Origin of the sequence: Nostoc sp. C052, assembly GCF_013393905.1 — a bacterium.
Classification (GTDB): Bacteria; Cyanobacteriota; Cyanobacteriia; order Cyanobacteriales; family Nostocaceae; genus Nostoc.
In genome coordinates, this window is sequence record NZ_CP040273.1 from 307,399 (window position 1) to 329,559 (window position 22,161).

Annotated in this window: 24 protein-coding genes and 1 pseudogene; 8 read left to right on the plus strand and 17 right to left on the minus strand. The window is 41.9% G+C overall.

Annotated elements, in window-relative coordinates; translation table 11 throughout:
- Positions 1-50: 50 nt before the first annotated feature.
- Positions 51-281, minus strand: coding sequence for a hypothetical protein (locus tag FD723_RS33610; RefSeq protein WP_179069589.1), 231 nt, complete (start codon positions 279-281; stop codon positions 51-53).
- 190 nt (positions 282-471) lie between these two features.
- Here FD723_RS33610 and FD723_RS33615 point away from each other — a divergent pair, with 190 nt between their 5' ends.
- The 3 genes from FD723_RS33615 to FD723_RS33625 all read left to right on the plus strand — a co-directional run bounded on the left by FD723_RS33615 (position 472) and on the right by FD723_RS33625 (position 1,432).
- Positions 472-693 (plus strand): hypothetical protein, encoded by a 222-nt coding sequence (locus tag FD723_RS33615; RefSeq protein ID WP_179069590.1) that lies wholly within the window; start codon positions 472-474, stop codon positions 691-693.
- A gap of 66 nt (positions 694-759) precedes the next feature.
- The gene (locus FD723_RS33620; RefSeq protein WP_094352064.1) at positions 760-1,020 is read left to right on the plus strand and encodes a hypothetical protein; all 261 of its coding nucleotides are present in this window, start codon (positions 760-762) and stop codon (positions 1,018-1,020) included.
- Positions 1,013-1,432, plus strand: a complete 420-nt coding sequence (locus FD723_RS33625) for a hypothetical protein (RefSeq protein ID WP_179069591.1) — start codon at positions 1,013-1,015, stop codon at positions 1,430-1,432. The genes FD723_RS33620 and FD723_RS33625 overlap by 8 nt, the downstream gene beginning before the upstream one ends.
- Before the next feature lie 47 nt (positions 1,433-1,479).
- On the opposite strand, the gene FD723_RS33630 is transcribed toward FD723_RS33625, so the two are convergent.
- The 15 genes from FD723_RS33630 to nifH all read right to left on the minus strand — a co-directional run bounded on the left by FD723_RS33630 (position 1,480) and on the right by nifH (position 15,630).
- Positions 1,480-2,082 carry a heme-copper oxidase subunit III gene (locus FD723_RS33630; RefSeq protein ID WP_179069592.1) on the minus strand — a complete coding sequence of 201 codons (603 nt, stop codon included), beginning with the start codon at positions 2,080-2,082 and terminating at the stop codon, positions 1,480-1,482.
- A gap of 216 nt (positions 2,083-2,298) precedes the next feature.
- Positions 2,299-3,948 carry a cytochrome c oxidase subunit I gene (gene ctaD, locus FD723_RS33635; RefSeq protein ID WP_179069593.1) on the minus strand — a complete coding sequence of 550 codons (1,650 nt, stop codon included), beginning with the start codon at positions 3,946-3,948 and terminating at the stop codon, positions 2,299-2,301.
- 79 nt (positions 3,949-4,027) lie between these two features.
- Positions 4,028-4,990, minus strand: a complete 963-nt coding sequence (locus FD723_RS33640; RefSeq protein WP_179069780.1) for a cytochrome c oxidase subunit II — start codon at positions 4,988-4,990, stop codon at positions 4,028-4,030.
- Positions 4,991-5,046: 56 nt separating this feature from the next.
- Entirely contained in the window at positions 5,047-5,673 is a 627-nt protein-coding gene (locus FD723_RS33645) for a DUF2231 domain-containing protein (protein ID WP_179069594.1), read from the minus strand.
- On the minus strand, positions 5,670-6,164 hold the full coding sequence (locus FD723_RS33650; protein ID WP_179069595.1) for a DUF2231 domain-containing protein: 495 nt from the start codon (positions 6,162-6,164) through the stop codon (positions 5,670-5,672). The genes FD723_RS33645 and FD723_RS33650 overlap by 4 nt, the downstream gene beginning before the upstream one ends.
- Positions 6,165-6,529: 365 nt before the next feature.
- A complete protein-coding gene (locus tag FD723_RS33655; protein ID WP_218651866.1) occupies positions 6,530-7,138 on the minus strand; it encodes an ISAs1 family transposase in 609 nt (202 codons plus the stop codon).
- Positions 7,139-7,363: 225 nt separating this feature from the next.
- Positions 7,364-7,864 (minus strand): phosphate-starvation-inducible PsiE family protein, encoded by a 501-nt coding sequence (locus tag FD723_RS33660; RefSeq protein ID WP_179069597.1) that lies wholly within the window; start codon positions 7,862-7,864, stop codon positions 7,364-7,366.
- A gap of 133 nt (positions 7,865-7,997) precedes the next feature.
- Complete coding sequence (locus FD723_RS33665) at positions 7,998-8,225, minus strand: hypothetical protein (RefSeq protein WP_094332482.1); 228 nt, start codon at positions 8,223-8,225, stop codon at positions 7,998-8,000.
- Positions 8,226-8,836: 611 nt separating this feature from the next.
- Positions 8,837-9,658 carry an NADPH-dependent oxidoreductase gene (locus tag FD723_RS33670; RefSeq protein WP_094332483.1) on the minus strand — a complete coding sequence of 274 codons (822 nt, stop codon included), beginning with the start codon at positions 9,656-9,658 and terminating at the stop codon, positions 8,837-8,839.
- Between the two features lie 108 nt (positions 9,659-9,766).
- A complete protein-coding gene (locus FD723_RS33675; RefSeq protein WP_179069598.1) occupies positions 9,767-10,477 on the minus strand; it encodes a 2OG-Fe(II) oxygenase in 711 nt (236 codons plus the stop codon).
- A gap of 492 nt (positions 10,478-10,969) precedes the next feature.
- Positions 10,970-11,167 (minus strand): hypothetical protein, encoded by a 198-nt coding sequence (locus tag FD723_RS33680; protein WP_143854184.1) that lies wholly within the window; start codon positions 11,165-11,167, stop codon positions 10,970-10,972.
- 111 nt (positions 11,168-11,278) lie between these two features.
- A complete protein-coding gene (gene nifV / locus FD723_RS33685; protein WP_179069599.1) occupies positions 11,279-12,397 on the minus strand; it encodes a homocitrate synthase in 1,119 nt (372 codons plus the stop codon).
- A gap of 276 nt (positions 12,398-12,673) precedes the next feature.
- Positions 12,674-13,924 (minus strand): substrate-binding domain-containing protein, encoded by a 1,251-nt coding sequence (locus FD723_RS33690; RefSeq protein ID WP_179069600.1) that lies wholly within the window; start codon positions 13,922-13,924, stop codon positions 12,674-12,676.
- A 253-nt stretch (positions 13,925-14,177) separates the two neighbouring features.
- Positions 14,178-14,564, minus strand: coding sequence for a hypothetical protein (locus FD723_RS33695; RefSeq protein ID WP_179069601.1), 387 nt, complete (start codon positions 14,562-14,564; stop codon positions 14,178-14,180).
- A gap of 166 nt (positions 14,565-14,730) precedes the next feature.
- Positions 14,731-15,630 (minus strand): nitrogenase iron protein, encoded by a 900-nt coding sequence (gene nifH, locus FD723_RS33700; RefSeq protein WP_179069602.1) that lies wholly within the window; start codon positions 15,628-15,630, stop codon positions 14,731-14,733.
- 92 nt (positions 15,631-15,722) lie between these two features.
- On the opposite strand from nifH, the gene FD723_RS33705 reads away from it, so the two are divergent.
- The 4 genes and pseudogenes from FD723_RS33705 to FD723_RS33715 all read left to right on the plus strand — a co-directional run bounded on the left by FD723_RS33705 (position 15,723) and on the right by FD723_RS33715 (position 19,972).
- Positions 15,723-15,950, plus strand: a complete 228-nt coding sequence (locus tag FD723_RS33705; protein WP_179069603.1) for an IS1-like element transposase — start codon at positions 15,723-15,725, stop codon at positions 15,948-15,950.
- A 717-nt stretch (positions 15,951-16,667) separates the two neighbouring features.
- Positions 16,668-18,047, plus strand: a pseudogene (vnfD, locus tag FD723_RS33710) (nitrogenase vanadium-iron protein, alpha chain); the annotation flags it as partial.
- A gap of 240 nt (positions 18,048-18,287) precedes the next feature.
- Positions 18,288-18,695 carry a CAAD domain-containing protein gene (locus tag FD723_RS43995; RefSeq protein ID WP_306297037.1) on the plus strand — a complete coding sequence of 136 codons (408 nt, stop codon included), beginning with the start codon at positions 18,288-18,290 and terminating at the stop codon, positions 18,693-18,695.
- A 665-nt stretch (positions 18,696-19,360) separates the two neighbouring features.
- Positions 19,361-19,972 carry a PEP-CTERM sorting domain-containing protein gene (locus tag FD723_RS33715; RefSeq protein ID WP_179069605.1) on the plus strand — a complete coding sequence of 204 codons (612 nt, stop codon included), beginning with the start codon at positions 19,361-19,363 and terminating at the stop codon, positions 19,970-19,972.
- Between the two features lie 201 nt (positions 19,973-20,173).
- On the opposite strand, the gene FD723_RS33720 is transcribed toward FD723_RS33715, so the two are convergent.
- Complete coding sequence (locus FD723_RS33720; protein ID WP_094352050.1) at positions 20,174-20,881, minus strand: 2OG-Fe(II) oxygenase family protein; 708 nt, start codon at positions 20,879-20,881, stop codon at positions 20,174-20,176.
- 267 nt (positions 20,882-21,148) lie between these two features.
- On the opposite strand from FD723_RS33720, the gene modD reads away from it, so the two are divergent.
- Positions 21,149-22,000, plus strand: coding sequence for a ModD protein (gene modD / locus FD723_RS33725; RefSeq protein WP_179069606.1), 852 nt, complete (start codon positions 21,149-21,151; stop codon positions 21,998-22,000).
- Positions 22,001-22,161 lie beyond the last annotated feature (161 nt).

The following is a 22,161-nucleotide window of genomic DNA, read 5'->3' on the forward strand; positions in this document are numbered from 1 at the left end:
TTAAGAATAGCAACGGTCGGCATCCAGGCAGCCCTAGATATTAAAGGAGGCTATTCCCCTGGCATCAGTAAGCGGTAAAGGAAGTTTTTACTTACTTGGTTCTGTCTAGCCATTTCTAGAAGTAGTATATCTCCATTTTTGAGGAGGACGAAAAAGCATTGAGCATCGAGGTAATCATCATTGCGTAATCCTTCATCAGCTACCTTTGTTTCCTCTATCTCTTCATAGTTCAAGTAATGCTCTTTGTCCTCAACATCTACTACATTAAATACGATCGGCATTGGCTTTTAAGGTACAAGAGTACATTGTCGATCATAAATCGTATAGTTGCTTAAAATCTGTTGGTTTAGTTGCAAAATACAACCCTCGTGGGATGTCCTGAGATGGTTCAGAATTTCAGTATTCCAAGGATATACAATGCACTTTTGGTATTGTAATTAAGTCATTGATTAGGCAAATTGGAACAAATCAATGCAACTATTTTCTCAGGTATTTGGCACTCATCACTTCATCAATTATGCGCGGAGCAATGCTAACATTATTCGTGAATATGCTCTGCTATTGCAAATTATTCAGGTTTTGGTAATGGCTCCTATTTTATTATTTAATGCTGGAGCGATCGCAACGTGTTCGTGCGCCCACGATGGATTTAAGAATAGCAGCGTTGGTGGAGGCATCGCCGGATTAACTTAACTCAGTCAGAAAGTGCTAATGTCTGACTGAGCTAAACTAAACGTATATCATCTCAAAATAAGCTATATGGCTCTGGGCGAAATTTTACCAACCGTCAGTCAACTATCTCATGAAGATAAACTTCGACTAATCCACTTTCTCCTGCTTGCAGTTGCGAAAGAAGAAGGATACAGCTTAGAAAATACTAAAGAGAGTGATTCAACGAAAGCACTTCTAAATCAACTGGCATCAACTCAAGGAGTTGTCTGGTCTCCTCAAGCAACTCCTGAAGCAATTCAAGCATTGTCAGACCTGCTAGTGGCAGCACAAGGAGCCGCCAATGCTTGATGGTCATCGCTTTCTGTTCACGGAGCGAACCGATAGTCAAGGGCGATCGAGCGTTATGCCATATTTGCCCTTAACCCTTACCAACGGAAGCCTTTCTACAGAAGCGATCGCGCTACTAGATACAGGTGCAAGTGTTAATGTTCTACCTTACGAAATTGGCTTACAGTTAGGAGCAGTTTGGCAAGAGCAGACCGTTCCTATTCAGTTGAGTGGAAATTTGGCTCTTAATGAGGCACGAGGCTTAGTGCTGTCTGGTGAAGTTGCTCCGTTCTCGCCTGTCTTGCTTGCATTTGCCTGGACTCAATCGAAAGATACACCTATAATCCTGGGACACATGAACTTTTTTGCAGAGTTTAACGTGTGTTTTTATCGACACGAGTTAGCGTTTAAAGTTTGTCCAAGAGCAAAGTGAAGGGTGTTGCACAACCAGGAGCCTAATAAGTGGTTAACAACAAGGTGTTATTGCCAGATATAAATAAGGACAAACAAAACAATCCAGATTACATCAACAAAGTGCCAAAAAATAGAAGTGGCATTTACACCAAAATGACCTGTGTCGTAGTTACCAGGAATGAAAGAGCGACCAAAAACAAGTATCTGCAACAAAATGCCAGTAAGAACGTGTAAACCGTGGAAGCCTGTCAGTAAGTAGAACATTCCACCAAAAACACCTGTGGTAAAGCCAAAAGAAAGATGGCTCCACTCGATCGCTTGCCCGACTAAAAAGTAACTTCCCATTGCGATCGAAAGCATTAGAAACTGGCGAAATGTTATCAAGTCGTGGCGTGCAAGGGCGCGTTCTGCCAAGTAGATGACAAAGCTACTAGAAACAAGAATTACCGTATTAATTGCCGGATCTCTGACTTCCAGTCCAGAAACGCCAGCTGGTAGCCAGTCAGGATTTGCTGTTTTATAGACAATATATGCTGTAAAAAAACCGAGGAAAATGAAAGTCTCTGACAGCAGGAAGACAATGAAGCCGAACATCTTGCTGCCTTCTTCATCATGGGTATGCTCGTGTGAGAGATGATCTGATTCTTCTGAAATGATGGAACTGTCCATTGCTTGAAACTCCTATATATTTATCTCACGCAAAGGCACAGAGAAAGAAAAGAGAGTAAAGTAGTAGTCTGCGATCGCGAATACCTCATCTCAAACTCTCTGTGTCCATCTGCATGAACCTCTGCGCTCCTACCCTATGGGAAGGCGCGTTCGCGTAGCGTCTCCAAGAGTTGCGCCTATGCGTTTAAAAATCAAATCAAACATTTGGCCTGCTCTCTAATGCTCGGCTACCAATGGTTCAGATTTCCCATATCCGTAGGGTTCACCCACAACAACTGGAATTTCCTCAAAGTTCTCAACAGGAGGTGGTGAAGAAACTAACCACTCCAGTCCAATTGCTCGCCAAGGATTCTTCGGTGCTTGTTCGCCATGTATCCAAGAACCAATCATATTCAGAATGAAGGGTAAGGTAGACACACCTAGCAGAAATCCTCCGATACTGGCGATAATATTCCAAAATTCATACTCTGGTGCATAAGAAGAAACTCGACGCAACATTCCTTGTAATCCTAGTGGGTGCATTGGGAAGAAGTTGAGGTTAGTGCCAATGAACGCCAGCCAGAAATGCAACTTGCCCAAGCCTTCGTAATACATACGTCCAGTCATTTTGGGGAACCAGAAGTAAATAGCAGCAAACATCCCCATTGTTACCGTGCCATATAGAACATAGTGGAAGTGACCCACCACATAGTAAGTGTTGTTGACATGGACATCAATGGGAACAGAGGAAAGGGTGATGCCAGTGATACCTGCAAATACAAACAATATTAATGCACCAAACGCAAACAGCATTGGTGTATCAAATCGTAGCTTGCCACCCCAAATCGTTGCAGTCCAGGCAAACACCTTAATGCCAGTGGGGACAGAAACGAACATGGTTGTGAGCATGAAAAACAGCCGCATCCAGCCTGGAGTACCACTGACGTATAAATGGTGTACCCAGACTATACCGCTAACTCCAGCAATCAGGAGTGATGAAATAGCGACAATCTTATAGCCAAACAGAGGTTTACGAGCAAAAACAGGGAATATCTCTGAAAAGACTCCAAAGACCGGCAGAATGATCACGTAAACAGCAGGGTGGGAGTAGAACCAGAAAAAGTGCTGAAATAGAACTGGGTCGCCTCCCTTGGCGGGGTCAAAAAAGCTAGTTCCAACTGTTAAGTCGAGTAAAAGCATGACTGCACCTGCTGTTAAGACAGGTAGTCCAAACAGTTGGATAATCTGGGCGCTGAATACATTCCAAACAAAGATGGGCATACGGAAGAATGTCATCCCAGGTGCGCGCATCTTCACAACCGTGGTGACAAAGTTAATCGCCCCCATAATTGAGGAAACACCCGATATTGCCACTGCTAGAAGCCAGATTACTTCACCGTTGATTAAGTTGCCTGTCGGGTTTTGCAAGCTGACGGGAGGGTATGACCACCAACCGGCTTGTGCTGGCCCACCGGGTACAAAGAAACTGGCCATCAATAGGATAGCAGCGATCGGTATCATCCAGAAGGCAACAGCATTGAGTCTGGGAAACGCCATATCTCGTGCCCCAATCATCAGAGGTACAAGATAGTTAGCAAAACCTGTAAGTATGGGGAATGTCCATCCAAATAGCATCACAGTGCCGTGCATGGTGAACATTGCATTATAAACACTACGGTCAACTAGGTCTGATTCTGGGGTAATCAATTCCCCACGAATGATCATTGCAAATATGCCACCAACTAAAAAGAGAATGAAAGCGGTAACAATATACTGAATACCGATAACTTTGTGGTCTGTGCTGAAGCTAAAGTATTGTTTCCAGTCTGTTATAGGTTCCTGTTGAGGTGCGTCACCTGTAATGTCTTCAACGGAAATATTTGTCATTGTCTTTTATCCTTTGTCCTTTGTCCTTTATTCTTTGTCATTAGTCACTTGTTCAAAACCAATGACTAATGACCAATGACTAATTGCTGTAATTAACTACAGGGGCTTGTGCGGGTGCTACCGTAACCCAGCCTTTGATTAATTCTTTTGATTCTTGGGCATATTCGGAAGCTGCTTGATTATTTGCAGTACATGGTTTACGGTTTGCTGTTTCTGCAAGCCACTTCTTGTAATCTTCAGGGGACTCGACAACAACATTTGCCCGCATGGTTGCAAAGTAAGTACCGCTAAATTCGGAATCGGTTAACTGATACTTGCCAATGCGGATGGGGGTGAATTCAAAGTCAATGTTGCGGTTGGGAATAATGTCTTGCTTGACTCGGAAAGCCGGGATATAAAAGCCGTGGAGAACATCCTCAGATTGCATTGCTAGACGGATGCGATGATTGACGGGTAAATGTAGTTCGGTGCTGGTAATTCCTGTTTTTGGATAGCGGAAAACCCAAGCCCACTGTTTGGCATTAACTTCAATGTCTTCAAATGGTATTACACTTGATGTAGCATCAGTTGATACAATTGAGGAAGTCGGGGAGGCGGAAACTATGCCTGCATCTCCGTTAATTGGTGCAGCAGATGCCGATTTCATCCCTATTGGAATATGCAGATGCATAGCTTCCATTGGGCCTTGAATCCCCATTTGCTCATAGATTTGGTAGCTGTAGGTGGCAATCCAAAACACTAGCAATACAGGAATTGCAGTCCAGACAATTTCTAGTGTGATATTTCCTTCAATAGGAGGGCCATCGCTGGTATCATATTGCTCTGCTCGATGGAAAATCGCTGAGTAGATGAGTGTTCCTGTGACTCCAAGGAAGATAAATGCTCCCAGCGTGATTAAGAAACTAAACAACTTATCGACGAGCTGCGATTCTGCTGCGGCTTGAGGAGGCATCCAGGAATACGTCCACTGCCCTATCAAAAGACTAACAGCAGTTAAGGCGATCGCGATCGCACTCAAGATCAAAATATTTCGGATTTTCATGGCCATAAAAGTCATTGGTCATTGGTCATTAGTCATTAGTCATTGGTCATTAGTATCTATACAAAGGACAAATAACGAATGACAAAAGACATATTGGGGTCTTTACCCAAGCGCAATAACATATCAGCAGTATTGTGAACTCCAAACTCAGCAGCTAAGTGCGCTCCTAGCGTACCGTGGATGAACATGATGAACATGATGAACAGTCCAGAAACTAAATAAGTCCACTGCACTTGTTGACTGTCATCCTGACGCCAAATATAACGCTGAAATCCTCTCCAAATAGCCATCCCAAGAATCAGCGCTAGTAGAAAAACACCACCCACTCCATGCCAAAGCATTGTTTCCATAGCTTCTAATCCCCAGGTACTCTTTACCCCAGTCAGGGGTTCTGCCAACATGATTTCGTAAAAACCTGCTGCTACCGTAAAAATTGTGATGAGTGCCGAACCTAGCATATTGTACCAGCCAGCATCAAAGAAGCTAGAACGAGTGGCAGGAACTGCTAAAAACTTGAAGATTGGTTGTTGTAGAGGGAAGAATGAACCAATCAAATCAAAGGTAATGCCAAGGATGAACAAACCTATAGTGAGATGAACTAAATTTGGGTGAATGGGTATAGTGTAGGGCAACCCATTTGCTCCCATCTGAGTCTTTAATTGCTCAATAACTTCAGGATTCATTGCAGTAAGCCCTCCTTTATAGCTTCAACAACTGGTACAGTGTGCAACCCATATACCCAAACCAATTCATCTCCGAAATACACTTGTATGCCTACCAAAACAGTCAAAAATAGACTTGCTGCTAGGTAATAAACTGATATTTTTTCTGGAGTGCGGCAATGAATCACGTAACGCCAAGCTGTAATAGCTGCCAGAATTCCTGCAAGTGACCAGCCAAGGAGAGTATGTAAATTAAGTACTGGTTTAACTGCGTTATAAGGTTGTGCTAAACCTGCTTCAAATTGACCAAAAATAACGGCGATGAAGATGGAAATTGTAGCGAAAAACATATTCCACCAACTCACCTCAAAAAGACGGTAGTTGCTAGTAAAGTATCCAATGACATCACACACGAAGGCAAACAACACCATTGCAATCACAAAATGGACAATGATGGGATGTATCGTATCAGGATACGGTAAATTATGGTTATTCAGAAGATTCTCAAGCATGGTATTCTACTGATATGTTAGTTAGTGTTTAGTGCTTAACAATCAATACTTCACAATCTTTTGATTTCTACAACAACTTAGATTGCATTTAAAATCCTTCTAAATAACAACAGCAATTCTGATGAGGAGAATTCTTTCACAGAGTAGCTTGATTCTGATAGGCAAAAGCTCACTGGAATAAATATAGAATAGCAAGTTATCGAAAAAGGTTTTACTCGTTGGTAAATGCTGATGAACGAGTTACTACTTTCCATCTGTGAAGTCAAACAATGATGGAGAAATTGCGGGCGGTATTACCCTTACGTATTTTGGAATCATCCTTGGCTGATTGTCTTTGACCGCAATCACGTAATTATTTCCACAGTCTATGTATTAACTGGCAAGTTTTTTTGGCAGTGCAAAGAATCAAAGCTAAATACAGAATTTTTTAGCTCCAAAGCTGCAATTAAATTTTGCACTACTACGATTTCCCTCTCTTCCTTGTTTTGGATCTCTTCCATATTGACTACTAGTCCTCTTTTACTCGCAAACACTGTTACGATACTGACAAAATTCTGACATGATTTTTCGTAGTCTTGGACTGTTTCCTTAATGCTTTTACCGTCGATACGACACCACTCAGATTCTTCTATTTCAACGTAGTTTTGCGCCCAGTGATTAAATTTTGTCACCAGTTTATCAAAATCGACTCCCATCGCTATACGCCTGATAGTTGAGTATGAGGGAACACCGTGCTTTTGTATTTCAAACGTTTTGATTAACGCTCGACGATGCCGTTTGACGAAATCCCCCCACGCACGATACCCAACATATCCACTCATAGTGCCCATTATTACAAACAGCAACACCAACCATAGTGGATGTCTTCGACCATCACTTGTTCTGAAGTCTTCTACTTGCCGCAGATGTTCAATCAGACAAGCACCCATGATTCTTATCCTCTCAACACTTGCAATTTTACCTGTTTTAGGCAATGAAATAGCCCTGCCTGCTCCCTGTCCCTTGTTCTCTTCTATGACTAGATAGGCTTAGGGCATAATAATGTCCAAAGCTCATAAATAGAATTGCTAGTTTTGGAGTGTACTTTATTTTTTTGAAGAATTTTGTACTTCTTATTCTCCATATATAAAGAATATCATACATTTGTTAAAATTACTTGCGATCTCCAACTAATTTTCAAATAGTATGTGTGGTTACAATTAATCAGAAGCTAGAGAGTTTTTAGGCAACAGTTGCACTTTTTCTACTGTTTCTGGGTTAGCAATTTTGACCTGTTCAAGAAAACGAGATATCCAAGGTAAAGCCACCATAATTACTGTTAAAACCATCAGAAATAGAGCTATTCCAAAAATTTGGTCACGGGGAATTTCGAGTACACCACGTAAAATCACCTCTCTTAAAGCAGAAACAATAGTAATTTCTACTGCTGCGGTAACAGATGTTCGCTGTTGTTGTAGATGGTCAATTAACAGGCGGAACAACTCTACTAAAATCAAAATGAACAGGATATCAGATGTTACTTGTCGTAAATCTAATGGACTCAAAAAGGAGAAAAACATATCTCCCAGTCGAATGAGCATCACACAGAACAAACCAAGGCAGAGAGAAATGATAATAAAGTCTTGAAAAAATTCCAGATTACGTACAATTGTATTTCTTTGTAACCAGTTATTGAACTTTGAAGTTATCCCTTTTAGCATAGTATTTCCTAATAGCCTAGATTCATTTATCTCCATAACTGAAATAGTGCTGAGTATCTAGCATCGATTACTCAGCACTTGGAACTGTATTCAATCCCCATTTAGCTATGGGGTTTAACTCAGCCCTATTAAACTATTTGGAACCGTTTAGTTTATGGGCAGTTTCGGCAGTTTTCATCTTTGATGCTGCGGTTGTTAAGTTATTCGCAGCTTTGACGATCTCTTCTAAGGTTTCGTTAACCAGATTTTCATCAAGAGAGGTTTCTGATAAGTAAGTTTCGATGAAAATCTCCACTCGACTAACAATTATTTTGCTTTGAGAGCGTAGTCTGTTGAGGTCTTTGGTAGATAGATTATTCATTGTTTGAAGTTCCTTTGGTTTCGCGGGTTAATTCTACATTTTTGGTCAGCAATTCTCAGTCAAAGAGCTATTCTTACAGGTCAGCCCTTTTTTGAAAGATAAAGCTTGCTGGAATACCCATTAAATTGTTCGCCTGTTGACTGCTTAAATGCCTTCAGATTCCCCAAATTCGTACAAAGGTTTCAAGCAGGAGAATTGCTATATCTGACAAGTTAGCGAGTCTATTTTAGGACTTACGCACTGAAAACTAAGGTTTGAGATTGCTTCTATTGGAGATGCTGCACTCGCAATGACATAATTTTGTCATGGTGCCTAAGTTCTTATCTATTGCTTAGACTTATGCACCGAAATCATCTTTTGAAACTGAAGTGTAGGGTTTTGAGTCTTTAAGTGTCAAAAGCTTTGGTGCAGATATCAGAAGTTCTCCTCTGGTCGCCGCAGCGCATAGTTTACTTGAGACGAGTAGTCTGTCAAATTCATTTTGATGGTTAAAGAGACACGATAAATCGCCGTCTCTACTCTTAATTTATCCATCAATTATTTATTGACAGACTACTAAAGATAGGGTGGATGCTTACCCTGTATCTTTGTATTCTGGCTGTTGACTCCTTTTATAACAACTTGAAGCCGAAGTTATTCAGAGTCTCACGCAAATCTTTACACCCTTTTAAATAGTCTAAAGTGGCTATTCGCTCGGCTGAATGTTGCGACCAATCACCAGCGACATTCATTTTTTGTTCAGTGTAGAACTCTTTCATGATATCATTATAGTGAGCGATCGCCTCATCTTGCTCTGCCAATTTATAGGTTTCCCGATGGAATACAGCTGGCTGGGGTAGGCGCGGCTTAACAACAGGTTGTGCTTCAGGATTGGGATAACCCACACACAACCCAAACACAGGGAACACAAAAGGTGGCAAATTCAATAATGTGGCTACCTCTTGAGTACTTTTGCGAAGTGCGCCGATATATACCGTTCCTAAACCAACAGATTCAGCAGCTACGATCGCATTTTGCGCTGCGACTGAAGCATCGACTATTGCTTTAACCAACAGTTCTACGTAATCCAGAGCTACGGGAGTTAGTCCGCGAGTGTCAGCAACATGAGCCAGACGACCTAAATCTGCTAACCAAACGAAGAATACGGGAGCTTGGTTAATCCATACTTGGTTATTAGCCAGCCTGCATAATTCTGCTTTGCGTTCTTGATCTTCAACTGCTACCACACTCCAGGTTTGCATATTAGCTGAACTAGGAGCAGATTGAGCAGCAGCAACTAGCCATTCTAGGGTTCCTGGTGGTAAAGGATCAGATAGATAAGACCGGACTGAACGGTGGGCTATTAGCGTTTCTAGAGAGGCGTTCCAGTCAATTTCGTAATTGAAGGGAACTTCACCATAGCGCGATCGCAGTAGTTCTGTAGGATTGGTCATAGTCAGCTTTTGAACCTGAACACTTCTTTACGATTAAGGAAAACAAGGAAGAACCAGAAAATCAGGAGGCTGATTAACTGACAAAAATAGAGAGAAAAGACTTGATTACTACGCAGCTAGCCGGGTTTCTCCGAAATCTGAAATTAGATCGTTCCGAAAAAAAGCAACTCGTAAGGCTAGCCGATACTCAGATGCAGGACAAGTAAGCGGAGTTACCGTATGCCAAGAATTGTCAGAACGTGCGATCGCAACTGAGGAATCATTAAGGGGTAGAATATCTTGGAAGGCAGATTCCGGCTGGGAATCTTTGAGAATTCGCAAACAGCCTCCCCAATCTACAGACCATTGTTGATTGAAAAATAGCAGATGAGTTAAAACTTTGTTCGGCTCGTCTGTATGAGGGTGATGCAACTGTCCTGAGCTATACCGACGAAATCCAATATCCATTAGACAGTCTTTTAGTTCCAACCCAGACATTTCAGCTATGGCTGCGCGGTAAGAATCTGTCCACAATCCTTCTATCAACTGTCGCCAGACTTTACTCAGGTGTCTCAAGTCATAAGTAAGTCTGCCTTGTGCCATCCGCTCTCGCCAGCGATTATCGCTAGATTTGAGCATCAAGGAAATATCCTCGCTAGTTGCAAGCATTTTTCCCCAAGAATATCCATATCCCTCTCCCTCCGACAGGCGAAACTCTTCGTGGGGAAAACTCGCAGTTAGTTCTAAGCTTGCTTCTGGTGAAAGCAGGTTTTTGATCAAAGCCCAATTGTATGGGACTTTTTGCATTGCTGTGGTACGAATGGAATCAAAATTAAGCATGGTAGAAAAAACGCTTTACTAAAATTAACCAATCATGATTACCCTGGACATCAAGTGGTATTGAACTAAAGGCTGGGGACTAGTAGTTCGCCAAGGAAACTTGGCGGGGTAAAGGGGAAGGGGGAAGGGGGAAAGGGTTTAAATCCCTTACCCTTTTCCCTTTCCCCTTTTCCCAGTCCTCACTTAGCATTTTTGGGTTGGCAGACTACTAGGGAATGGGGACTGGGGACTAGGGAATGAGGACTGAGAAGATTTAAGATGGGAATTTAGATCCCAAGCAAATCTGATTCATATTTTCTTGCCCAGTACCCAGTACTCATTACCCAGTCCTGAAGCGCCCCGATCGCAATAATTTTGTAGGATTTGTCATTGTCATAGCCAACTTTTGAACTTTAACGCTTTTTTACGATTTCAGAGGGATTACCAACCTCATTGCAAATTTGTTTAGGTGCAAGACAACTCGCTTTACCGATAGCGGTTCTTCACTACTGCTCAAAATAAGTCCAGATCAACCTCTCCAGGATCAAACTGCTTTCCCTGCTGTTTGAGTGATTGTCCTTGGAGACTACGCAACAGGGAGCGCAAAACATCAGTCTTAGTGCGTTGGAACCGCTTGCAGTACTGCTCTAGAAGTTGCCGTTCTTCTGGAGACAATTGAAAAGTGATCCATCCTTGCTCTTTTCTCGGCATAGCTGTTACCAACATAATTGGTAATATTCTAGCAGTTGGTACAATAACTGCAATCGCTAACCAGAGACGGAATTGTGATGCTTTCTTAACTCTCCCGACTTACCATTAAGTTCATCTTTGGGGAACAAAACTCAGGAGTTCTTCAACAGTGAGACTGCGCTTAACTTTTACTGACTCATGCTTTACAGCATCCAGCACTGATTGAATTTCTGGCTGACTGAGTATGATTCCATGTTCTTGCAGCACACTGATGATCAGATGCCGACCGGAATGTTTGCCTACAACAAGGCGACGTTCCCAACCAACATCTTCCGGCGCAAAAGGTTCGTAAGTACCGGGATTTTGTAACACACCGTGAGCATGAATCCCTGACTCGTGTGCAAAAGTATTTTCACCCACGATCGCTTTCCAGGGAGGAACCGGCCAATTAGCAGCTTTAGCAACTAACCGTGACAGTTCCAGCAACCGTTTTGTATTAATACCTGTTGGGATGTTGTAGAGGTGTTTCAGTGCCATCACAATTTCTTCCAGCGCCGCATTACCTGCGCGTTCGCCAATCCCGTTGACTGTAGTGTTAACTGATCGCGCCCCTGCTTCAATACCAGCTAGCGAGTTCGCCATTGCCAGTCCAAAATCATTATGTGTGTGCATTTCTATGGGAATGAATAGATGATGCACAAGGGAGCGAACTTTGCTGTAAGTGTTCAGAGGGTCGAGAATTCCTACAGTGTCACAAAAGCGAAACCGGAAAGCTCCCAACTCTTGAGCATAATACGCCACATCCAACAGAAAAGACGGATCGGCTCTGGAAGAATCTTCTCCGCCAACAGATACCGCTAAACCGCGATCGCAGGCAAAATTAATCGCATCCCGCAGAAGATCCAGCATTACCTGCTGCTTGCCCCCAAACTTAGCGGCAATCTGAATTTCTGAGACAGGAACGGAAATATGCACCCGTTCTAAACCACAATCTATAGATGCCTGGATATCGGACAATTTAGCACGGTTCCAGCCAAGTAATTGGGCATTTAATCCCAGATTAGCGATCGCTCGGATCGACTCTGCTTCTTCTTGTCCCATTGCCGGAACGCCAATTTCCAGTTCTGGAACACCAATGGCATCAAGAAAAGTAGCGATCGCAATTTTTTCTTCAACATTAAAGGCTACACCCGCCGCTTGTTCACCATCTCGCAAGGTTGTATCGTTAATCTGAACTGGATGTTTGTTCATAGTGAAGTGATGATTCATAACCAGCTAACTTGTTGGGTGATTTTGATTGACTTGAGGAATTCGTAATTGAAAGACAGAGCAGCTAACTTGAGTTGTGGAAAGTAAAAGACATATTTCTTAGCCATAGGATAATAATTGCGAATTACTGTCTTCTCTACGAGACGCTCCGCGAACGTGGCGGTAGCGAGTCTGCCTACTCTGTAAGAATTGCAAGCTACGCTTTTAGCGTCTGTCTGCGACACGCTGCGCGAACGTAGAGAGAATCATTACAAATTATTAAATATTTGCTACAACTTCCCCAATGTTGCTAGTGTCATAGCCGCCGAGAATCTCTAATTGCGATCGCACTAGCTGATGTCCCAAGATACTGAGAAACTGCTTTACTGGTTCTTCTTGCAAATATTCCTTAATAATCACCAAGTCATATCGCGCCCGATGAAGGGGGATAAATCCCAATCCAAAGGCAGCAGCTATAGATGCCGTACTGATACCTGCATCAGCGATTCCTGAGACTACAGACAAAGCAACATCTTGATGGCTGTGAACAATATGGTCAGATCCTTTAACTTTGTGCAATGGCACTCCTTCTTCTTGGAGTTTTCGTTCTAAAAGCATCCGACTGCCAGAACCTACTTCATGGTTGACAATAGTTGCTCCAAATTCTACTAAGTCGGAAACTGTTTTAATTCCCCTTGGGTTTCCTGATGGGACTAACAAACCTTCTTCCCAAACTCCAAGGGTAATCAAAACGGCACTCTTGCCTGTTAAGGCTTCCCGCACAAAGGGAATGTTATGTTCCCCAGTTTTGGGATCGTATAAGTGCATTCCTGCAATATGAACTTCACCTTTGCACAGACTACGTAATGCAGCCTTGCTGTGGGCGAAACGATAATGAATTCGCAGTTGCGGATGCCAACGTTCAGTTGCTCTTGCCAAGAGAGAAAGCACAGGTGTACAACCAGCAATCACAACTGTATTGTGTAGTTTGTCTATATCATCCAGAATCCGAACCAGGACTTTATTTGTAACGTTTTGGCTTTGTGCTTCACCCTCCGATTGACGCTCATTACTAGCTGCTTCTGACGCTAATGGCAATTTGCTGATGCTGGGTAACTCTTCCACCCTTACGGATTCCTTAGCATCAGGGTAGATCGCTGCAAGCGTCTCACCATCAGCTGGAATCATTTCGATCCGAAAAGCATCATTCCCAACGAGGGGATAAGCTATCCATTGATCCCCAACCCGCGCTAGACTAACTCGCGATCGCTCTTGCTTAGGGACTGATCCCGCAAGAATTGCCTCAACTTCTGGTAAATCTTCTTCAAACCAGAATAAGTCCTCGACTTGGCAGCCAAGAGCTTTGGCTAAACGCAGTGACATAGCAACAGAAGGAGCATATTGCCCTAGTTCCACACCACCAATACTCTGACGAGTTACGCCAGCTATATTAGCTAATTCTTGTTGACTCATGCCCAAGCGAGTTCTAATTGACTTCAGGTTATTGCAAAGATTCACATCCAGTTTCATGAGGCTGTATCTCTCCGTTAGAAAAAGCCCAGCAGACAAACTTAAATCTGTTAGGTCAATCGCAAGGTTTTCTTGTATTTGCCGTTTTTGTTGTCAGACATATTGATGTTTTGACAATTTTGCTTATTTGCTGCAAGCATAGCATACACATCGCTAAAATACTTGCATTGGTGGATACTATTTTAGTGATTTAGTGTAGCTTGCTAACCTATTAGTCATCGCCAACGGTAGCAAGCTACGTCACTAAAAAAACTTAGTCCGAGTGCGGTAAATCCTGATCTAGATGCCAATTGCCTTTTTTAGTTGGTACTGCCACCCACTGGAGTTCCAACCATAAGATCGGGTTCTTTTCCTTCAACCTTGAGGCGGGATCGCGAATAATGCGTGTGGCATTTATGCAAACAGCCTGACATATCCCCAAATCTTGAGCAACGCCTCTGAAAACATCTTTGTTGTCATTAATTGAGGCAAACAGCATATTAGGATAATAAACAACAAAATGTTGTATAAGTTTTGGAGGGCAGCCCCAGTAAGAGTTTACGAGTTCGACGTGGCAGTACTGGAGCAACTCACCTACTTTGGCACAGCGTTCCTTGACTATGGTGATAAATTTTTCGACTAAAACCTCTTCGGTCAACATAATGAGTTCTCCTCCTTCAATGAGGTAGACGAATTTTGGCGTGGTTCAGAACGCCGATTTCTCAAATGATGGTAAGAAGTTTACGCAGTTTTTTCTGCTTTTTCGAGTCAGAGATCGCCAATTGCTCCAGACACTTTGTATGAGGGATAACCCCTACTGCATCGTCCTATTCAAGAGGTATCTCCGAAAATGAATCTGCAACCTTTGTGGAGCTTGAGGTGATACCTAATGTTTGGAGGTGTCTAAACAACCCAAACTGTACCAGCAGTTCCTCTAGCTGATCGTTAGACATAGATTTCGGAGTGACAAAATCTGTATTCTGGTCAATTGCCATTGCTAGGTTGCGATAGTGCTGCGCCTGTTCAGACTCAGGAGCATACTCAATCACCGTCTTGCGGTGGAACTCTGCTTGCTGCACCATATTGTCTCTGGGTATGGAGTAGATCATTTGAGTCCCCAGTTTCTCTGCCAGAGCTTTGATCAAATCATCTTCCTCATCGACTTTGCGAGAGTTGCAAATCAATCCTCCCAGACGTATACCGCCTATAGGTGCATACTTTTGAATACTTCGGCAGATGTTGTTGACGGTATACATTGCCATAATTTCCCCAGAAGTGATAATGTAAACCTCTTGAGCTTTGCGTTCACGAATGGGCATGACAAATCCACCGCATACCACGTCACCTAGACCGTCATAAAATGTATAATCAAGTCTAACTGCATCATCATAAGCACCAAGTTGTTCCAGCAACCCAATTGATGTCAAAATGCCTCTACCTGCACATCCTACACCAGGTTCCGGCCCACCCGATTCCACACACAGCGTCTTTCCCCATCCCACCTGGCGGAAGTCTTCTAGATTCAAATCATCATCTTCTTCTTTACGCAACGTGTCGAGTACAATCTTCTGGTGGAATCCCCCCAAGAGGAGCCGGGTGGAGTCTGCTTTTGAGTCACACCCTACAACCATCACCTTACGATCCAGATCAGTGAGTCCAGCCACTACATTTTGAGTTGTTGTGGACTTGCCAACTCCCCCTCTTCCATAAATAGCGATTTTCCGCATAAAAACCTCAATAATGGCGCAGACTTATTAATTCGGCTCCCAGATTATGGTGTAATCAAGCAGAGTATTGAATCAAATTGGAGTTGTAAATATTGAAAGTATTTACTACCCAGTTTGTGACTGAATTGATGCTGTTAGATAGTGGACATCAACCGTCTATCCAGCGCTATAAATATTGCAGTTATTTGCTAGAAGTTAAACAGCTTCTTACAGATATGGCAGTAAATATTAGCGGGATGCGAGATACAACAAGGATGCTAAAAATTAGTTCCAATTCTGTCACCAAAAATCCAAAAAACTTCCACAGATACGGCAGGTGAATGAGAAATTTCTGTTTACTCACAGCAAGACAAGTATTATTTTCGCTGCAAAGAAGATACATAAAAAAATCAGTCCAGCCTACGCTATGGCAACAGCTTCGCCAAACGAAAAACCGATTTTTGGGCGGTTTTGCTCCACTTCGATTAACGTTATGCCATCACCAATAACTGATGAGGCTGGTCTGATACTCACTTCAAAGGAATCTAAGGAGTTTTTATTCTGGTTTTAGATTCCCTATAAATAAAGAATATCATACATCTGGCCAATTTACTTGCGCTGATCAATTAATTTACAAAGAGTATTCGTGGTTACAATTAGTCATCATCTAAACAGCCTCAAAGCCGATAATTGCGTTATTCTGTTGTTGAAAGTTGAGAAAAATCGTCGATTTCTCTTTGGTGAGATATCTATATTGAGGACAGAAATTAAATCATTTGCCTCTTCACTTCCAGTTAGAATAGTCTGTCTACTCTTTTTACTCAAAGTCTTTTATATAGAATGATTGGGATTACTTTAAATCTATACAGAACTGTCTATTCTAAACTAACTTTATTCTCATTTTGCAATATTAATTTGCGTTATTGTTATCAGTTTTACTATTATTAATTAGAAAGGTTGATAGGATTTTGAAATCAAGGAACTCCAACAAGTTTCTGACAAAAATTACATATTAGAAGAGTCTGTCTTCTGATCAATTACAACTGGAGCAATCAGCCATGCCAATGAAGTTGTTTAAGTGCGACGAAACTATTCCCGAACGGGAGAAGCACATATATATTAAAGAGAAAGGAGAAGATACAACCCAGTTTCTCCCTAGCGCCCACGTCGAAACCATTCCCGGCTCATTATCTGAGCGCGGATGCAGTTATTGTGGTGCTAAATTAGTAATTGGTGGTGTCCTCAAAGACACTATCCAGTTGATACATGGGCCTGTAGGTTGTGCCTATGACACATGGCACACCAAGCGTTATCCCAGCGACAATGGCAACTTCCAACTCAAATATGTCTGGTCATCGGACATGAAGGAACAGCACGTTGTCTTCGGTGGTGAAAAGCTGCTGAAAAAAGCGATGCTGGAAGCCTTTGCCGAATTTCCTGACATCAAGCGGATGATGGTCTACACCACCTGCTCTACTGCTTTGATTGGCGATGATATCAAACCTGTGGTCAAAGAAGTCGAAAAAGAACTTGGTGATGTCGATATCTTCACTGTTGAGTGTCCGGGTTTTGCTGGGGTGAGTCAATCCAAAGGACACCACGTATTCAACATGGGGTGGATGACGGACAAGGTAGGAACCTATGAGCCGGAAATTACCAGCCCATATACTATCAATGTCATTGGTGACTACAACATTCAAGGAGATACCTTTGTCCTTGAAAAGTACATGGAAAAAATGGGTGTGCAAATTATTGCCCATTTTACTGGTAATGGTACTTATGACTCATTGCGTGGAATGCACAGAGCGCAGTTGAATGTGACTAACTGTGCGCGTTCTGCTGGGTATATTGCCAATGAGCTAAAGAAAAAATATGGCATTCCCCGGATTGATGTGGATACTTGGGGCTTTGACTATGCCAAGGAAGGGTTACGCAAAATCGGTGCTTTCTTTGGGATTGAAGATAGAGCCGAAGCGGTGATTGCTGAAGAAGTGGCTAAATATGAGTCGAAGTTAGCTTGGTACAAGGAGCGCTTGACTGGGAAAAAGGTCTGTATTTGGACTGGAGGCCCACGTTTGTGGCACTGGACTAAAGCGCTAGAAGACGATTTGGGGATGAAAGTGGTTGCCATGTCGTCCAAGTTTGGACACCAAGAGGATTTTGAAAAGGTAATTGCCAGAGGTGAAGAAGGGACTATCTATATTGATGATGGCAATGAACTTGAGTTCTTTGAGGTGCTGGAGATGGTCAAACCTGATTTGGTGTTGACTGGCCCGAGGGTGGGTGCATTGGTGAAGAAGTTGCATTTGCCTTATGTGAATGGTCATGGCTACCACAATGGCCCTTATATGGGTTTTGAAGGTGCGGTGAATATGGCGCGCGATATGTACAATGCCATTTATTCTCCTTTGATGAAACTCGCTCAATCTGATATCCGTGCAGGGCAAAATAAAACTGTTATCCCTGAAGAAAATAGGAAACTTAAAGAGAGTAAAGTACAACAATCGAAATCTATTGATATTACATCTACCGAACCGATGCCTACGGCGGTAAACTATGCAGCAGTTGAAAGTTCAGACCTTAATACTCAACCATTGCTAATACCTGATAATCAACCATTACTTCAGGATAATGAAGTACAACAATCGAAATCTGTTGATATTACATCTACCAAAGCGATGCCTACGGCGGTAAACTACGCAGCAGTTGAAAGTTCAGAGCTTGATACTCAACCATTGCTAATACCTGATAATCAACCATTACCTCAACGGCAGCAAATTGGCGGGAAAATCTCTGCATTTTTGGAGCAATTGCCTAAATACTTAGGTAGCTTTTCCACTGAGTACCAAATGCCAATTATTTGTTTTGCTACAATTATTACAGCGACTATTGCAGTTAAGATAATTCTAGCTGTATTAGATGTAATCAATGAAATTCCCCAGTTAAATCTAGTTTTTGAGTTGACTGGAATTGGTTACTTAATCTGGTTTGTTTTCCGATATCTATTTAAAGCTTCTACTCGACAAGAATTAGCTGCACAAATTAGTTTTATCCAAAAAGAAATTGTCGAGGGACAAGATTCATAAGCTATTATGCCTTCACATTTGCTTTCTTTCACGATGAAAGAAAGCACAAAGCAAAGGAACACATTCCCCACGCCATACAAGAAGTTGCTCGGATTTTGAGCGGCGTTGCGACCCCGAATAGCCCGTCATAGACATTGCGATCGCTTCTCTACGAACGCGAATAGCGTGTCGGAGACAGAGGCTGCACCCTAAGCATAGCTAGCTATGCCACAAGGTTTACGGCTTCTGCATAGCTAGGTTTTTGAGGGGTACGCTCGCCGTAGGCATCGTAAAAGCACCACAGTCGTAGTTACTCATGAAGTCTTGTCATGCGTGTAAGTCGTGCGAAATAAAAAACTTTCTACTTAAAGTTTTGATAAAGTCAGCGTTTAATTACGTAGTTGAATTGATTTTTTCCAACCAAGTTGGTATGATAGCTTCAATCAAAAACACAAATTTGTATAAAAAAATATGCCATAGATACTGTTGAATAATTCATAAAGTTTAAATGCTCAGATCAAGGACTATTTAAGGATTAGTAGTGAGGGATTCGAGACATTTGCCAGCAATCCTATCTATGCGATCGCCATACATCGAGTGTCACTCACAATGGGGAATCTGCTTGATAAGTTTCTCGCCCTTAACATTTTTTAAACAAGCTATTAGTAAATCTAAAGAGATAATTTATGTTAAAAACAAAGTTTTTTCAAAAACCATTAATGGTTATTCTGGGGTTAGCATTAGCTACTGTTTCTACCGCTCAACCCTCCAAAGCTGCTACCTTTACTTATGAGGGAGATACAACAAATGAACCGATTTGGCGTCGTGTAGCACCAGGGAATCCTCCCACTCTCATCAGTGGTGAAAAAGATGGAAATTTGGGAATGAGTGTACCTTACAGTGTATTCGATTTTACGGTCGATCAATCAGGTTTATATAATATAAGTGGTGAATCTGAACCTACGCAACCTGCAAATAGAAAATGGGATATTTTCTTAGCTTTATATCAGGACAGTTTCAATCCTACTGAACAATTAACCAATGTTCTTATAGCAAATACTACTACTAATGGTAGTACTGTTACTTTCAACCGAGAACTCCTTACAGGACAGAAATACTTTTTAGTTACTACCGGTCGTCGAGTGAATGATTTTGGCCAGTTTAGCAACACAATAAGTGGTTCGGGTCAAATTACACCAATTCCTGAATCAGATTCAATATCTGCTATGTTAGTCACGGGTGGTATAACTTTACTACTGTATAAGCGAAAATTAGGTTTAAAAATATCGCATTTCTAAATCGTTTGTAAGCAGATCCCTAACTTGTGAAGAAGTCGGGGATCTGCTTACAAAGTAGTCATGACTGCTGTAGTTGCACTCACTCATATAATCAGAATAATCTGTACTCTGCTAACTGCCTTTTGTATTGTTAGTTAACTACTTGTTTCCAGAGAATATAGGCGATCGCCTTTTGTGTAAAAATTAGATTTTTACTATCGACTAAGCACCTGCATCGAGATTGTGAAAAAAAGCAATCCTGAGAGCCAATCGGCACTGTAGTGCAGTCGATGCTACTGGAGTTACCATGTGCCAAGAATTATCTGAGCGCACAATCACAGCCGAAAACTGGCTCAGTGGTGCAATATCTTGGAAGATAGATTCTGGTTTTTCGTCAAGGAGAATTCGCAAACAACCACCCCAGTCCATAGGCCATTGTTCATTGAAAAATAGCAAATGAGTCAAAGCTTTCGATGGTTCATCAGTATGAGGGCGATGACAGTGACCTAGATTATATCGACGAAACCCAATCACCATTGCACAGTCTTTCAATTCCACCCCAGACATCTGTGTTAAGGCTTGGCGGTAAGCAGGTGTCCACAGTTCTTCTATCACTTGTCGCCAAGGACTGCTGAGATTAACAAGATTAGAAGATAATCTACCTTGTGCAATGCGATCGCGCCAACGATCTGACAACTCAGGGCTGGCGCGTTCGCAAAACTTGTATATCAAAGCAATATCTTCATTACTAGCAAGCATATCACTCCAAAGATATCCATATCCTGACCCTATTGATAAGCGAAACTGTTCCTGGGGAAAGCTGGCAGCAAGTTCCAAGCTAGCTGCTTTGGGCAACAAATTCTCTATCACAGCATAACTGTATGGAACTGATTGCATTGTTGTACGATCAATGGCATCTAAATTTAGCATTCTCAATCTTCTTTGGATTATGTTTGTAATTTACACTATCTGTATGATTGCTAAACTCAAGTTTGATATTATAAATCAGTAATTGACAATTTCAGTATTTAACTAATTCTAGCGACTGAGGTAGATATTCTTTATTAATAAAGTTATTTTGTTACCAACTATTTGGGAGAATAGTAGTAATTATTACAATTCCTACAACTGAATGAGATTAGGTTTAGTGGGAATCTTGATTGAGCTATTTATTTGTCAGCCGATCATAAAACTAAAATGAGTGTTTTCTTCTCAGATGAGGCGATCGCTAGGTTAATTCAGGAAGATGTTCCCTACCTAGATTTGACAACCTACGGACTTGGCATTGGCAAGCAACCTGGTGAAATCGAGTTTTCTACCCGTCATCCGATGACCATTTGCGCTACTGAAGAAGCAGCCAGAGTATTAAAATATTGTGGTGCCGAAGTTCATTATCAAGTCGAAAGTGGTACAGTCTGCCAAGAAAAGCAATTAGTTCTTCAAGCTAGTGGCACTGCTCAAGCTTTGCACAGTGGCTGGAGAATTGCTTTAAATTTGATGGAATACGCCTCCGGCATTGCTTCGCGTACAAGAGTATTAGTGAATACTGCTTCATCAGTAAATCAGTCAGTTTCTATTGTGACTACTCGTAAATGTTTTCCAGGTACTAGAGCGCTTTCCATCAAAGCAGTTCTAGCTGGCGGAGGATTTTTTCATCGCTTAGGATTATCTGAAACAGTTCTGATCTTTAACCAACACCTGATATTCATGGGAGGTATAGGTGGGTTAATTGAGCGCATGAATGAACTGCGACTACAGTTTCCAGAACAACATATTTGCGTTGAAGTAGATACACCAAAAGATGCTTGGATGGCTGCTCAAGCAGGTGTAGATTTAATTCAGTTTGATAAAATTCCCCTACTAGACCTTGAGCTTCTAGTTTTGAAATTGAAGCAGCAGTATCCAAACTTAAAACTAGCAGCAGCTGGTGGTATTACCTCTGAAAATATAAAGGATTATGCTAGTACTGGTGTAAATATTTTAGTGACAAGTTCACCGTACTTTGGTAAACCATGCGATATTGCAGTCAAAATGACAATGGCACAGTAGTGCATTTTGATATTTAGTTTGATACTTAAGATTGTAGTTGTTAAAACGCAGGAGTTGAGCCAGAAAGAACAGTGCTTAGGCAAGACTTAGAACGGAAGTAAGTGGGCGTTTTACGAAGCTCTTAAGCAGTTGATGAAATAGAGCGATATAGCCATCTATCG